Raw genomic sequence first — 12,560 nt, 5'->3', positions numbered from 1 at the left:
GGTCGACATCCGCAGTGCCGACACGGTCACAGCGACCGGTACTCACAGAGGCATCCCGATAGACCGCACTCGATGAACTCAGGCAGCCCCAAGATGCTTGGCCATCCGGGCATTCGCCTATCGGGCAGCCGTCGCCATGCTTGTGCGCAATCAGCCACTCCTTGGTGCCCTCCTCTGGTGCGCGCCTATGTGCCAGGGTCATGGCGTGACCTTCTTGGCGTCGGTGTGCCAGTAGCAGGGTTCGCCGGGGATCTGAACCAGGTAGCGGCACGTGTAACCGTCTTTCGTGCGCCTGCCGCATCTGTGCATGACGGTGCGGACCCGGTTAAACCATTCCAGCGGTAGCGGACCGAGCTGTTCATGGTTGGGAATCACAGGTTATTCCTCTTTTCGGTCAAAGATCACTAAGCCTGGTTAGCCCGAGACTCACATGTTCCTTTTTCACTGGCGTACTTGCTGTTTCGATGCGCTGGGCACGTCTCTTCTCACGGCGTTCCTGGTTCATGTGGCGAGGTGGACGCTTGTTGAACTCGTCACGGATCTGGTCGTAATTCTCAGCGAAGGTGAACAAGTTCTTGATCCGGCCCGACCAGTAGTGGTCGGTCATGGCCTTATCCAGAAGGCTGTAGACCTCGCCATAGTCACGCTGGTCACTGAACAAAATCCGACGAGCTGACTTACTCCACGATTCCCGCTTTGACTGGTTGGGAGCATTGCGTCCAAGGGCTGCAGACTTTTCGGCCATCAGGTTGACCAAGCTGTCTATCAATGATTCGCGCACTTGTGAATCGTTGGTATCCAGGTCCTGCTCAGGTGTGGGGTTTCCACGGTGATCAGACCAACCATCACTGTGATCTCCACGACCAGCACGGTGATCTCCACGGTGGTCAAGTTGACCGCCAGTGCGGTCAGACTGACCTCCACGACGATCTCCAGGAGCTACCAGGTGGTTGGCCAGGTGATCACCGGGTGCTACCAATATGTTCTCCTTGGAGTTGACCAGGTGATCACCAAATGATTCACCAGGTGCTACTACGGAGTCGACCAGGTGATCACCAGGGCCTACCGCATTTTCACCAGGTACCACCAGGTGATCACCTGGTGGTCTACTTGCTGGCCATAGACCTTCGCTAGATCCATCCGCTAGAGGGTTGCGCGGCACAGCCGCGCTCCAGCCAGCCTGTTCTGGATAGAGGTTCTGGTTATTAGTTCTAGTTTGTGTGTCACATTTGCGGTCAACCCGGTGTCGTATTTGCGGTGAGGTGGGTGTCATATCTGCGGTCAACTGTGCAGTGAGCCGCAGGTCAGGGAAGTAATAGAAGTTCGACGTTGTACGTTGCTGGTCGTTGACTCGACCAACGACGTCAATGACCTTGGCCGTGCACAGATTTCGTAGGTATCGCTGTACCTGTCGTTGGCCAATTCCCGCCCGTCTGGCCAACGTTTCGACCTTCGGGTAGCAGCCTTGGTGACCTTCGAAGCTCCGCAGCACCGCATAGATCCCGATCTCGGTGGGGCTGACTCGACCGAGCAGTGCCGACGGCAGCTTCGCCCATCGGCCACCGCTGGCCGCGAACGTGTACTCGTAACGCCCGCCATTGGCCCCCTTGCCGACGGCGACGGTGATGGCCTTGGCATTGATCAGGTCCCGACGAGCGCGTCCGACGGTGTCCGCGCTCACGTCCAGGCGGTCGGCTACATCGGCCTCTGTCGGCGAGCACGATTCGGTGCCACAGGCGAATGACCGCAGTGCTGCATACACGCCGATACTCCTCACAGGCACCTTGCCGAACAACGAGACAGGAACCATGACGAAATACCCCTGGGAGGTATTAGGATGGGCTGGGTCTTGATTGGCGTTGAGACTGTTCGGGCGCGGCCCCGGGTTGCCCGGGGCTGTTTCGTTACTCATCGGCCAGCGCCGCCTCGAAATGCACGGCGTGAGGATCGGCACCGACGCATTCGTCAGGATCAACCATGCCGGTGTCCTCGATGCGCTCACGATCATGCTGAGAAGCGTTAAGGTGCATGCTCATTGGGCACCACCGCGCACACTTGCGGCGCGCTGGTCGGCGAGCCACACGTCGAGGTCAGCACGGTCGTAGAAGACCTTGGAGCCGATGCGATAGGACACCGGCCCGATATTGGCGTGCCTGTAGTACCGGAGCGTGGCGTCGGCCAGTCCGGTGTACCGGGCTGCCTCCCGCGTGCTCATGCGGTCGGGAGGATCTGAATGAGCCTGCAGCGCAATGCAGTGCGGGCATAACAGCACGGGGGGAGAAATGACTTCGGTGACATTGGCGCTCATGACAAGCATTCCTTTCGAGCACAACACAAAACAATCGTGTGTGTGTCCGATAAAGGCGCTCGATGGTGGCCAGTCCGGGATCTTTGATTACCGCTCTGAAAGCGCCAAGAAAGGTCGCCGAGAGGTCCTCACCCGCAATCTTACAACAACAGTGTGATTGGTGGTCAACGGGCTTCAACGTTGGCGGCCTTGCGGGCAGCGGAATCCATTGCGGTGGCGAGCTTGTCCCAGTCGCCTTCCAGCATGTGCGAGTACACATTCGCGGTCGTCGAGACGTTGCGGTGGCCGAGCAACTTGGATGCGGTGAGGACGCTGCCGACCTCGCTGATGGCCAGCGATCCGGCGGTATGCCGCAACGTGTGCGGCGTGACGCCCTCTATGCCCAGCGTGGCCACGGCCCGGTCAAACCGCACACGGAACCATCCGATGGTCATGGCGTCACCATCGGGACCGGGAAATAGGAACTCTGACGGGTCACGGCCAGTCACGACACGCTCCAGCTCTTCGGCCAGTTCGGTGGTCAGGATCGGCACCGAGCGCCTCTGGTGAGTCTTGGTGTCTCCCTCGATGCGACCATGGCCGCGTACGCCAGTGATGGACTTGGTCACCCAGATGCGGCGGTTCTCAGTGTCGACGTCACCCACCCGCAGCGCAGCGCACTCGCCGAATCGTAGGCCTGTATAAGCGAGGAACCGCACCATGGTGGCCAAGGCGTGCGGCGATACCTGCGCTGTGCGCGTATCACTGCGGCGGCGAACATTGGCCTCGGCGGTGACCATCGCATCGGCAAGTTTGCGCACCTGATCGTGAGTGAGCGCCAGCCCCTTGCTCGCGGGCTTGCTGGGGAGCTCGGTTCCGTCCGCAGGATTGGTAGAGATCCGTTTCATGGGTTTCACCGCGTAGGCGAGCACCTGGTGCAACACCTGGTGCACTTGGATTACGCGGGCGGGGGAGAGGCCCGTATCTTCCTTCCCCTTCTTCTTGTGCTGCCGTGCCGCTGGATCAGTTGACAACCACGTAATCCAGTCCTGGACCTTCTCGTGGTCAATGTCGCGCAGCGGGACGTCTTTCCACTTGGGCAGGATCGTGACGTCCAGCAGGCCCCGATAGCCAGCGATTGTCTTGGGTGCTCGGTTGGCCGATTCCTTGGTCTTGAGCCAGGCCTCGGCGACGGTGCCGAACGTGACCGCCGAGCGTGCCGTGTCGACGTAGGTCCCGGTGAAGACGTCGGAGGTCACCTGCTTGACATGCGCCTCAGCGTCAGCCTTCTTTGCGAAGCTCTTAGACCGCTCGTGGCCGCCGCCGACCCATCGGGCCTGCCAGCGCTGCCCTCGGCCATGACGACGGGTGCAGACCTTAGTTCCTACCGCGCCGTGGGTCTTGTCGATGCACCAGGCCGCGTCGCTGGGACTGGCGTCTGCGGGGTACATCACGGCCTCGCCTCTGCGGGCTGCCCGGTGCCAGCGATCCTCCACTCCTGCACGGGGATTACGCCTGGTCGTCATAGGCACATTCTAGGCGCTGCGGGCTGACTGCGGGCTGAACCTGGCCTGCTCGGAGCTGATTCTGGCCGTTACCTGGTATTTCTGGTGCCCTCGGTGAGACTCGAACTCACACTGGACGGGTTTTGAATCCGTTTCCTCTGCCAATTGGGATACGAGGGCGTTCGCGCGTCGGCAACGCAGCGGCCTTCCACCATAGAGGATGCCCCCGAGGTCGCTGATCGCGGCCGCTACCGCCACAATGTCTTCCATGGCAGTTCCTCCTGAGTCACCGGCCGGCAACGAGAAACCACGACGCGTTCTCGTCGCCGAAGACGAAGCGCTCATCCGGATGGACCTGGCCGAGATGCTGCGCGAAGAGGGTTACGAAATCGTCGGTGAGGCCGGCGACGGGCAGGAGGCCGTCGACCTGGCCGAGAGCCTGAAGCCCGACCTGGTGATCATGGACGTGAAGATGCCTCGTCGCGACGGTATCGATGCCGCATCGGAGATCGCGGGTAAGCGGATCGCTCCGATCGTCATTCTCACCGCGTTCAGTCAGCGCGAGCTCGTCGAGCGGGCCCGCGACGCCGGCGCCATGGCATATCTGGTCAAGCCCTTCAACATCAACGACCTCATTCCGGCCATCGAGGTGGCGGTGAGTCGGTTCAGTGAAATCGCCGCACTGGAGCGTGAAGTCGCCGAGCTGTCGGATCGGTTGGAGACCCGAAAACTGGTCGAGCGCGCGAAGGGTTTGCTGCAAGCCAACCAGGGGATGACCGAGCCTGAGGCGTTCAAGTGGATTCAGCGCGCGGCGATGGATCGCCGTACCACCATGAAGCGCGTAGCTGAGGTCGTACTGGAGACCCTCGACACGCCCACCGACGCGTCCCCGTCGACCTAGCGATTACCCCGGCCAACCGTTAATTGTTCGTTTCCGACGCCGCGGTTTGGCCCGATTGCCCACCAGATCGACACGGTCCCTTCGTCAACATCACGCACTGCCGCCATGTGTTGGCTATGGTCGTCCCGAAGCATCGCCGCCCCCGCCGACCTGGGCAGGGCCGATGATGCCGACGAAAACATTAACCCGGAGGTGAAGCGTGCGCGGTCGCGTGGCACGGAAAGCATTTGCTATCGGTAGCGCAAGTTTGGTTGTGCTCGGCATAGCCGGCTGCCAACAACAATCCGAGCCGAGCGAGGACGGCGCGGCACCCAGTGACCTGAAGATCGTCGAACAGGTCCAGATCGACGAAAACGGCACTGAGGTCAAGCCACCCGAAGGTGTGACGCCGCTTGATCCCGCCGGTGACGGCAACGCACAGTGCCCGCCCGTGTCCCTGGCCATGGCGGGCGCGCTGAACGGGCCGGATGCCGCGCTGGGCATCAATATCAAGAACGGCATCCAGCTCGCCGTCGACCAGCACAACGCCGCCAACAAGGGCTGCCAGGTGCAGTTGAAGACATTCGACACCGAAGGCGATCCGCAGAAGGCCACCCAGGTCGCACCGCAGATCATCAACGACGCCTTCACCATCGGCCTGATCGGACCGGCCTTCTCCGGCGAGACCAACGCCACCGGCGACGTGTTCAACCAGGCCGGCCTGGTTGCCGCCACGGCGTCGGCCACCAACGTCACGCTCTCGGAGAAGGGATGGAAGACCTTCTTCCGCGGCCTGGCCAACGATGGCGTGCAGGGGCCGTCGGTCGCCAACTATTTGAAGAACACACTGGGCCACAAGAAGGTGTGCGTGGTCGACGACAGCACTGACTACGGTCTGGGCCTGGCCCAGGCGGTCCGGGAAACGTTGGGCCCGATTGCCGATTCGGCGTGCAACATCTCGGTGAAGAAGGGCGACAAGGACTTCTCCGCCGCGGTGACTCAGGTGAAGGGCGCCAGCCCAGACTCGGTGTTCTTCGCCGGGTACTACGCCGAGGCGGCTCCGTTCGTCCAGCAGCTCAAGGACGGCGGCTTCGAGGGCACCTTCGTCAGCGCCGACGGCACCAAGGATCCCGAGTTCGTCAAGCAGGCGGGTGAGGCGTCCAAGGATGCGGTTTTGGCCTGCCCCTGCGGCCCCGCCACCGGCACCTTCGCGGAGGATTACAAGAAGGCCTTCAACCAGGAGCCGGGGACCTACAGCGTCGAGGGTTACGATCTGGGCGCGATCCTGCTGAAGGGCATCGACTCCGGCAAGATCACGCGGCCAGACCTGCTGGAGTTCGTGCGTACGTACGACGGCCAGGGCGTCGGTCGCAAGTACCAGTGGACCCCGACGGGCGAGCTGACCACGACATTGATCTGGATCTACAAAGTTCAGTAGGAAGCTGCTCGAGACGCGTCCGAGACCAAAGGGCTCGGGCGCGTTCTCGTTCGCACAGTGAATTTGCAAGGAGCCGCCGCCGGTGATTTCCCAGTGCGTGGACCACGGAGCCCAGTACGCCTGTCTGGCCGCGAACATCAACTTCAACCTCGACGGCCTGCGAAATGGCTTCTGGCAGTTGACGATCGACGGCCTGTCCTGGGGCGCGATCTACGCGCTGGTGGCTGTCGGCTACACGCTGGTGTTCGGAGTGCTCCGTCTGATCAACTTCGCGCATTCCGAGATCTTCATGCTCGGCATGTTCGGCGCCTATTTCTGCCTCGACATCATCCTGGGTTTCACCCCGAGCGGTAACGACTACGAGAAAGGCGTAGCGCTCACGGTGCTGTACCTCGGCGTCGCAATGCTTTTCGCGATGCTGGTGTCGGGCTCGGCGGCGGTCGGCCTGGAGTTCATCGCGTACCGGCCGCTGCGAAAACGTGGGGCGCGATCCTTGACGTTTTTGATCACGGCGATCGGTATGTCGTTCGTGCTGCAGGAGTTCGTGCACTTCGTGCTGCCCAAGCTGCTCCCGGGTTACGGCGGTAGCAACGCTCAGCAGCCGATCATCTTGATGCAGCCCAAGACGCAGTTCACCATCTTCGGTGCGACGGTCTCCAACGTCACGTTGGTGATCGTCGCCTCCGCGCTGATCTTCGCCCTGCTGACCGATATGGCGATCAATCGAACGAAGTTCGGCCGGGGCATCCGCGCCGTCGCCCAGGACCCCACCACGGCGACCCTGATGGGCGTCTCCCGCGAACGCATCATCATGACGACGTTCCTGCTCGGTGGTCTGCTCGCCGGTGCGGCCGCGCTGCTGTACACGCTGAAGGTGCCGCAGGGGATCATCTACTCCGGCGGATTCCTGCTCGGCATCAAGGCATTCTCCGCCGCCGTCCTCGGCGGTATCGGCAACCTGCGCGGCGCGCTATTGGGTGGACTGCTGCTCGGGATCATGGAGAACTACGGGCAGGCGGTGTTCGGTACCCAGTGGCGCGACGTGGTGGCGTTCGTCCTGCTCGTTCTGGTGCTGCTGATTCGGCCGACCGGAATACTCGGTGAAAGCCTTGGGAAGGCACGAGCATGAGCGCCAACGAGAAACCGAAGCCGGGATCATCCTGGTCCGACAGGTTGCTGGCACCCGGCGACGGGCTGCGTCAGTGGTGGGATCGGCTGTCCCGCGTACAGAAGTGGGGTTTCGGCGTCATCGGCTTCGGACTGCTGGCGTTGCTGCCGCTGTTCCCGCCGCCGTTTCTGAACACGCCGAACATCAGCTTCGGCGGCACGATGGCGCAGTTCGCGATGGTGGCAATCATCGCGATCGGCCTCAACGTCGTGGTGGGCCAAACCGGTCTGCTCGACCTCGGATACGTCGGCTTCTACGCTGTCGGCGCCTACACCGTCGCGCTGCTGACCAGTCCGAACAGCCCATGGAACCGCACCGGTCCGGACGGATGGTTCGACGAGAGTTGGGCGTGGCTCGCGTGTGTGCCGTTGGCGATGGCCATCACCGCGTTGAGCGGACTGATCCTCGGCTCGCCGACGCTGCGGCTCCGCGGCGACTACCTGGCCATCGTCACGCTCGGGTTCGGCGAGATCATCCGGCTGCTCGCCGACAACCTCGCCGACGTCACCAACGGGCCCCGCGGTCTCAACGAGGTCGCCTATCCGCGGGTGGGCCAAACCGAGCAGTTGCCCGACGGAGTCTTCTCCAGCGGAAACTCGATGGGCGACGCGAATTACGGCACCTGGTGGTTCTGGCTGGGCATCGTGATGATCGTCATCATTCTTCTGCTCGTGGGCAACCTGGAGCGCAGCCGAGTCGGACGGGCCTGGGTGGCCATCCGCGAAGACGAAGACGCCGCGGAAGTCATGGGTGTCAACACGTTCAAGTTCAAATTGTGGGCGTTCGTGATCGGCGCAGCCATCGGCGGGCTGTCCGGAGCGCTCTACGCCGGCCAAGTGCAGTACGTTGCACCGCCGACGTTCAACATCATCAACTCGATGCTGTTTCTGTGTGCGGTGGTGCTCGGCGGGCAGGGCAACAAACTCGGCGTGGTGTTCGGCGCGTTCATCATCGTCTATCTGCCGAACCGCCTACTGGGCGTGGAATTCCTCGGGATCAATCTCGGTGACCTCAAATACCTGTTCTTCGGGATGGCGCTCGTCGCGCTGATGATCTTCCGGCCCCAGGGTCTGTTCCCGGCGCGTCAGCAACTACTCGCCTACGGCAAGGCCGCGCGCGATTTCCTGCGGTCGCCCGAGAAGGAGTCGGCGAAATGAGTATCGAGGAACTGGCAGGCGTCCACCGTGAGATCGAGGCGGCCGAGGGCGAAACACTGCTGCAGACAGAGGATTTGACGGTCAAGTTCGGCGGTCTGACCGCGCTGGATTCGGTTACCTTCGATATTCGGCGCGGTGAGATCCTCGGAATGATCGGTCCGAACGGCGCGGGCAAGACAACGTGCTTCAACGCCATCACCGGGGTGTACCGGCCTACGTCCGGCACGGTGACGTTCGACGGCGCCCCGTTGGGCCGCATCAAACGCCACCAGATCACCCGTCGCGGTATCGCTCGTACGTTCCAGAACATCCGACTGTGGGGCGAGATGACCGCGCTGGAGAACGTCATGGTCGGCACCGACGCACGACACTTCACGTCGGTGCCGGGTGCGCTCGTGCGTACTCCGCGCCATCGCCGGGAGGAGCACTCGGCGATCGAGCGTTCGGCGGCCCTGCTGCATTTCGTCGGGATCGCTCATCGCGGCGAGGAGAAGGCGAAGAACCTGCCCTACGGCGATCAACGACGGTTGGAGATCGCCCGCGCGCTGGCCACCGAACCGAAGCTGCTGTGCCTCGACGAGCCTGCCGCGGGATTCAATCCCCGCGAGAAGGCCGCGCTGATCGAGCTGATTCAGAAGATCCGAGACGACGGCTACACCGTGCTGCTCATCGAGCACGACATGCGGCTGGTCATGGGGGTGACCGACCGCATCGTCGTACTGGAGTTCGGCCGCAAGATCGCCGACGGCCTGCCGGCCGAGATCCGCGAGGACCCCAAGGTCATCGCGGCGTATTTGGGAGTGCCAGATGACGACATCGAATGACGACAGGCCGATCTTGCTCGAGGTGCGCGACCTGGTCGTGCAATATGGCCGGATCCGTGCGCTGCACGGCATTTCGCTGCAGGTCCGGGAGGGCGAATTGGTGACCCTGCTCGGCTCCAACGGAGCGGGCAAGACGACGACGATGCGCGCGATCTCCGGCCTGCTGCCGTTGACGTCGGGGTCGGTGTGGTTCGAAGGTGCCGACATCTCCAAGGTCAAAGCCCATCACCGGGCAGTTCGAGGTTTGGTGCAGGCACCGGAGGGCCGCGGAGTGTTTCCGGGTATGACGGTGATCGAGAACCTTGAAATGGGTTGCTACGGGAGAAAGTTCGCGTCCAAGGCCGAGCATCGGGAACGGCTTGACTGGATTTTGGAGACGTTCCCTCGGCTGGCGGAACGGCGAAGCCAGGTCGGCGGAACACTCTCGGGTGGCGAACAGCAGATGCTCGCGATCGGCCGTGCGCTGATGGCCCGGCCGCGAGTGCTGCTACTCGACGAGCCGTCTATGGGCTTGGCGCCGATGGTGATATCGCAGATCTTCAAGATCATCGCCGAAATCAACGCCAGCGGTACCACGGTGCTGCTGGTGGAACAGAACGCCCAGCAGGCGCTGAGCCGATCCGACCGCGCCTACATTTTGGAGACCGGCGAGGTGACCCGCAGCGGTGTGGCACGGGAACTGTTGGCGGACGACAGCATTCGCGCCGCCTACCTCGGCGTCGCCTAGCTCGGTTCCCCGCGAGCGACCGTGTCTGTACACCGCCACGCCGCCGAGGGTGTGCACTTTGCGGTCGCTCGCGCTCAACGCGTGGTGCGCACCTGTAGGGCATCGAGGACGTCGGCCTGCGAAGTCGGCACCTCGATGCGCATTACGAGTTCGTCGCGGGTCAGGTCGAAATCGAACGTGAAGAACGAGCAGCATTCACTCTCACGCTGCGCCAGATCGCGCGCGGCGGACTCGACATCGGCGGGCAGGCAGAGATCCAGGCGTGTCAGGTGCACTCGCTTCGATCGCAGTACCAACCTGAACAGGTCGTCGAATTCGGCGACTCGCAAGGGGCGTTCGGACGTCGGCAGTGTGCACGCATCCGGCGCCCAGTCGTCCGTTTCGGTCATCGCCCGAATCTAGCGCGCGACGACCACTGACGAGCCGTGCCCGAACAATCCCTGGTTGGCGGTGACACCGACCTTGGCGCCTTCGACCTGACGGCCGGTGGCCTGTCCCTTGAGCTGCCAGGTGAGCTCGCAGACCTGCGCGATCGCCTGGGCGGGAATGGCCTCGCCGAAGCAGGCCAGTCCACCCGAAGCGTTGACCGGGATCTTGCCGCCGATGGTCGTCGCACCACTGCGCAGCAGCTTCTCGGCCTCGCCCTTGGGGCACAGGCCCAGATGCTCGTACCAGTCCAATTCCAGTGCGGTGGACAGGTCGTACACCTCGGCAAGACTCAGGTCTTCGGGCCCGATGCCTGCCTCGGCATAAGCGGCGTCGAGAATCTGATCCTTGAAGACCCGATCGGGCGCGGGCACCGCCGCGGTGGAATCCGTTGCGATGTCCGGCAATTCGGGCAGGTGCTGCGGGTACTGCGGCGTCTGGAGACTCACCGCACGCACCGAAGGCACACCCTCGAGCGACCCGAGATGCTTCTCGGCGAACGACTTGCTGGCCACTATCAACGCGGCCGCTCCGTCGGAAGTGGCGCAAATATCAAGCAGGCGAAGCGGATCGGAGACCACCGGGCTTGCCAGCACGTCGTCGACCGAGCTTTCCTTGCGGTACCGCGCGTTCGGATTGTCCAGCCCGTGCTTGGCGTTCTTGACCTTCACCTGGGCGAAGTCCTCGAGCGTCGCGCCGTAGAGGTCCATGCGACGGCGCGCCAGCAGCGCGAAGTACACGGTGTTGGTCGCACCGATCAAATGGAAACGCTGCCAGTCGGGATCGTTCTTGCGTTCGCCGCCGACCGGGGCGAAGAAGCCTTTGGGGGTCGTATCCGCACCGATCACCAAGGCGACATCGCAGAAGCCCGCGATGATCTGAGCCCGTGCGCTCTGCAACGCCTGCGAGCCACTCGCGCACGCCGCGTAGCTGGAGGTGACGGGGACGCCGTTCCAGCCCAGCTTCTGCGCGAACGTCGCACCTGCGACGAATCCCGGATATCCGTTGCGGATCGTGTCGGCACCTGCGACGAGCTGGATCTGGCGCCAATCCAGGCCGGCCTCCGCGAGCGCGGCCCGGGCCGCGACGACGCCGTACTCGGTGAAGTCACGGCCCCACTTGCCCCACGGGTGCATACCCGCACCCAGGATGTACACCGGTTCTGGACTCATCACGCGATCCTCCAGGCGTGTACGACGCGCTCGATGCCGTCGTCGTCGACAAATAGCGGCATGGTGGTCAGTTCCATCTCGATGCCGACCTTCAAGTCAGCCGCGAGTGTCCCCTCGACGACCTTGCCCAACACGATGATGCCCTCGTCGGCCAGCTGAACGGCGGCCACGGCGAACGGCTCGAACGGATCCGGCGACGGATACGGAGGCGGTGGGGCATAACGGTTTTCGGTGTAGCTCCAAAGCGTCCCCCGTCGGGACAGCGGGACCTGGGCCAACTCGTCGCCGTCACAGGCCGGATTGGGGCAGTTGTTGGCACGCGGGGGGAACACGAACGTCCCGCACCGATGGCACTTGCTGCCGATCAGATACGCGGCGCCCGATTCGTCGGTGGCGAACCACCCGTCGACCGCGGGCTGAGTAGATGCTGACACGCGGTCAGCCTAACGAACCGGGCCCTGGAACTGAAACGTGTTCCAGTTTGGCCCCGGGCCTGCAGCAGGATCTGCGTAATTGGGATCGGTAGCCGCGGCGACCATCTGTACTGAGTGCACCGGCGTCGCCAACGAGGCGCGCCCACGAGATTGGAGACCACCAATGGGATTCTTCGACAAGGCGAAGCAGGCCGCGCAGCAGGCCAGTCAGGCATTCGCGCAGCCGCAGGGTGACGGGCAGGTGCACGTCCGGGGCGCTGGACCCATCGATCCGGCCATCATGGGCGGCCCGTCGACCCGCTCGGTGTCGACCGACGACCCGATCTGGCAGCCCATCAACGGCATCTCGCTGCAGGACTACGCCGAGCTGGCTCGCGACGCGCAGGCCCGGGGCATCAACGACGAGGCCGGCATGATCACCCTCGCCCAGGAGCGCGGCTGGGATCCCGCGGACACGAAGGCCGCACTCGACGGCTGGGTGCAGCGGATGGGCCAGTCGATGGCCGTCGGCCAGCAGTTCCGCAAGTTCCTCGGCTACTGAT

At 63.3% G+C, this 12,560-nt stretch carries 15 protein-coding genes and 1 tRNA gene; 7 read left to right on the top strand and 9 right to left on the bottom strand.

The window, feature by feature from the left end; genetic code table 11:
* Positions 1-198 precede the first annotated feature (198 nt).
* The 6 genes from G6N42_RS09755 to G6N42_RS09735 form a co-directional block, all read right to left on the bottom strand.
* Entirely contained in the window at positions 199-375 is a 177-nt protein-coding gene (locus tag G6N42_RS09755) for a hypothetical protein (RefSeq protein ID WP_163729089.1), read from the bottom strand.
* A gap of 19 nt (positions 376-394) precedes the next feature.
* A complete protein-coding gene (locus G6N42_RS09750; protein WP_163729086.1) occupies positions 395-1,912 on the bottom strand; it encodes a helix-turn-helix domain-containing protein in 1,518 nt (505 codons plus the stop codon).
* Positions 1,905-2,036 (bottom strand): hypothetical protein, encoded by a 132-nt coding sequence (locus G6N42_RS31485; protein ID WP_286201640.1) that lies wholly within the window; start codon positions 2,034-2,036, stop codon positions 1,905-1,907. Before G6N42_RS31485 ends, G6N42_RS09750 begins: the two co-directional genes overlap by 8 nt.
* Positions 2,033-2,308 (bottom strand): helix-turn-helix transcriptional regulator, encoded by a 276-nt coding sequence (locus G6N42_RS09745; RefSeq protein WP_232076115.1) that lies wholly within the window; start codon positions 2,306-2,308, stop codon positions 2,033-2,035. Before G6N42_RS09745 ends, G6N42_RS31485 begins: the two co-directional genes overlap by 4 nt.
* Positions 2,309-2,472: 164 nt before the next feature.
* Entirely contained in the window at positions 2,473-3,813 is a 1,341-nt protein-coding gene (locus tag G6N42_RS09740; protein ID WP_163729081.1) for a tyrosine-type recombinase/integrase, read from the bottom strand.
* Positions 3,814-3,895: 82 nt separating this feature from the next.
* Positions 3,896-3,972: transfer RNA gene (locus G6N42_RS09735), tRNA-Leu, on the bottom strand.
* 88 nt (positions 3,973-4,060) lie between these two features.
* Here G6N42_RS09735 and G6N42_RS09730 point away from each other — a divergent pair.
* From G6N42_RS09730 to G6N42_RS09705, 6 genes are all read left to right on the top strand, one after another.
* Positions 4,061-4,693, top strand: coding sequence for an ANTAR domain-containing response regulator (locus G6N42_RS09730; RefSeq protein ID WP_163729078.1), 633 nt, complete (start codon positions 4,061-4,063; stop codon positions 4,691-4,693).
* Between the two features lie 199 nt (positions 4,694-4,892).
* Positions 4,893-6,110, top strand: a complete 1,218-nt coding sequence (locus G6N42_RS09725; RefSeq protein ID WP_163729073.1) for a branched-chain amino acid ABC transporter substrate-binding protein — start codon at positions 4,893-4,895, stop codon at positions 6,108-6,110.
* An 82-nt stretch (positions 6,111-6,192) separates the two neighbouring features.
* Positions 6,193-7,239, top strand: coding sequence for a branched-chain amino acid ABC transporter permease (locus tag G6N42_RS09720; protein WP_163729071.1), 1,047 nt, complete (start codon positions 6,193-6,195; stop codon positions 7,237-7,239).
* On the top strand, positions 7,236-8,435 hold the full coding sequence (locus G6N42_RS09715) for a branched-chain amino acid ABC transporter permease (protein ID WP_163729068.1): 1,200 nt from the start codon (positions 7,236-7,238) through the stop codon (positions 8,433-8,435). The genes G6N42_RS09720 and G6N42_RS09715 overlap by 4 nt, the downstream gene beginning before the upstream one ends.
* Complete coding sequence (locus tag G6N42_RS09710) at positions 8,432-9,259, top strand: ABC transporter ATP-binding protein (protein ID WP_163729063.1); 828 nt, start codon at positions 8,432-8,434, stop codon at positions 9,257-9,259. The genes G6N42_RS09715 and G6N42_RS09710 overlap by 4 nt, the downstream gene beginning before the upstream one ends.
* Complete coding sequence (locus tag G6N42_RS09705; RefSeq protein WP_163729060.1) at positions 9,243-9,986, top strand: ABC transporter ATP-binding protein; 744 nt, start codon at positions 9,243-9,245, stop codon at positions 9,984-9,986. Before G6N42_RS09710 ends, G6N42_RS09705 begins: the two co-directional genes overlap by 17 nt.
* A gap of 74 nt (positions 9,987-10,060) precedes the next feature.
* On the opposite strand, the gene G6N42_RS09700 is transcribed toward G6N42_RS09705, so the two are convergent.
* The 3 genes from G6N42_RS09700 to G6N42_RS09690 are packed head-to-tail and all read right to left on the bottom strand — an operon-like array spanning position 10,061 to position 12,018.
* On the bottom strand, positions 10,061-10,375 hold the full coding sequence (locus tag G6N42_RS09700) for a hypothetical protein (RefSeq protein ID WP_163729057.1): 315 nt from the start codon (positions 10,373-10,375) through the stop codon (positions 10,061-10,063).
* Positions 10,376-10,384: 9 nt separating this feature from the next.
* Positions 10,385-11,584 carry a lipid-transfer protein gene (locus tag G6N42_RS09695; protein WP_163729054.1) on the bottom strand — a complete coding sequence of 400 codons (1,200 nt, stop codon included), beginning with the start codon at positions 11,582-11,584 and terminating at the stop codon, positions 10,385-10,387.
* The gene (locus G6N42_RS09690; RefSeq protein WP_163729051.1) at positions 11,584-12,018 is read right to left on the bottom strand and encodes a Zn-ribbon domain-containing OB-fold protein; all 435 of its coding nucleotides are present in this window, start codon (positions 12,016-12,018) and stop codon (positions 11,584-11,586) included. Before G6N42_RS09690 ends, G6N42_RS09695 begins: the two co-directional genes overlap by 1 nt.
* 163 nt (positions 12,019-12,181) lie before the next feature.
* Here G6N42_RS09690 and G6N42_RS09685 point away from each other — a divergent pair, with 163 nt between their 5' ends.
* The gene (locus G6N42_RS09685) at positions 12,182-12,559 is read left to right on the top strand and encodes a DUF6620 family protein (RefSeq protein ID WP_163729047.1); all 378 of its coding nucleotides are present in this window, start codon (positions 12,182-12,184) and stop codon (positions 12,557-12,559) included.
* The last annotated feature ends 1 nt before the right edge of the window (position 12,560 follow it).

It is taken from the genome of Mycobacterium gallinarum (genome assembly GCF_010726765.1).
Classification (GTDB): Bacteria; Actinomycetota; Actinomycetes; order Mycobacteriales; family Mycobacteriaceae; genus Mycobacterium; species Mycobacterium gallinarum.
The sequence above is the reverse complement of the archived record's forward strand: the minus strand, read 5'-3'. Positions and strand labels throughout refer to the sequence as shown.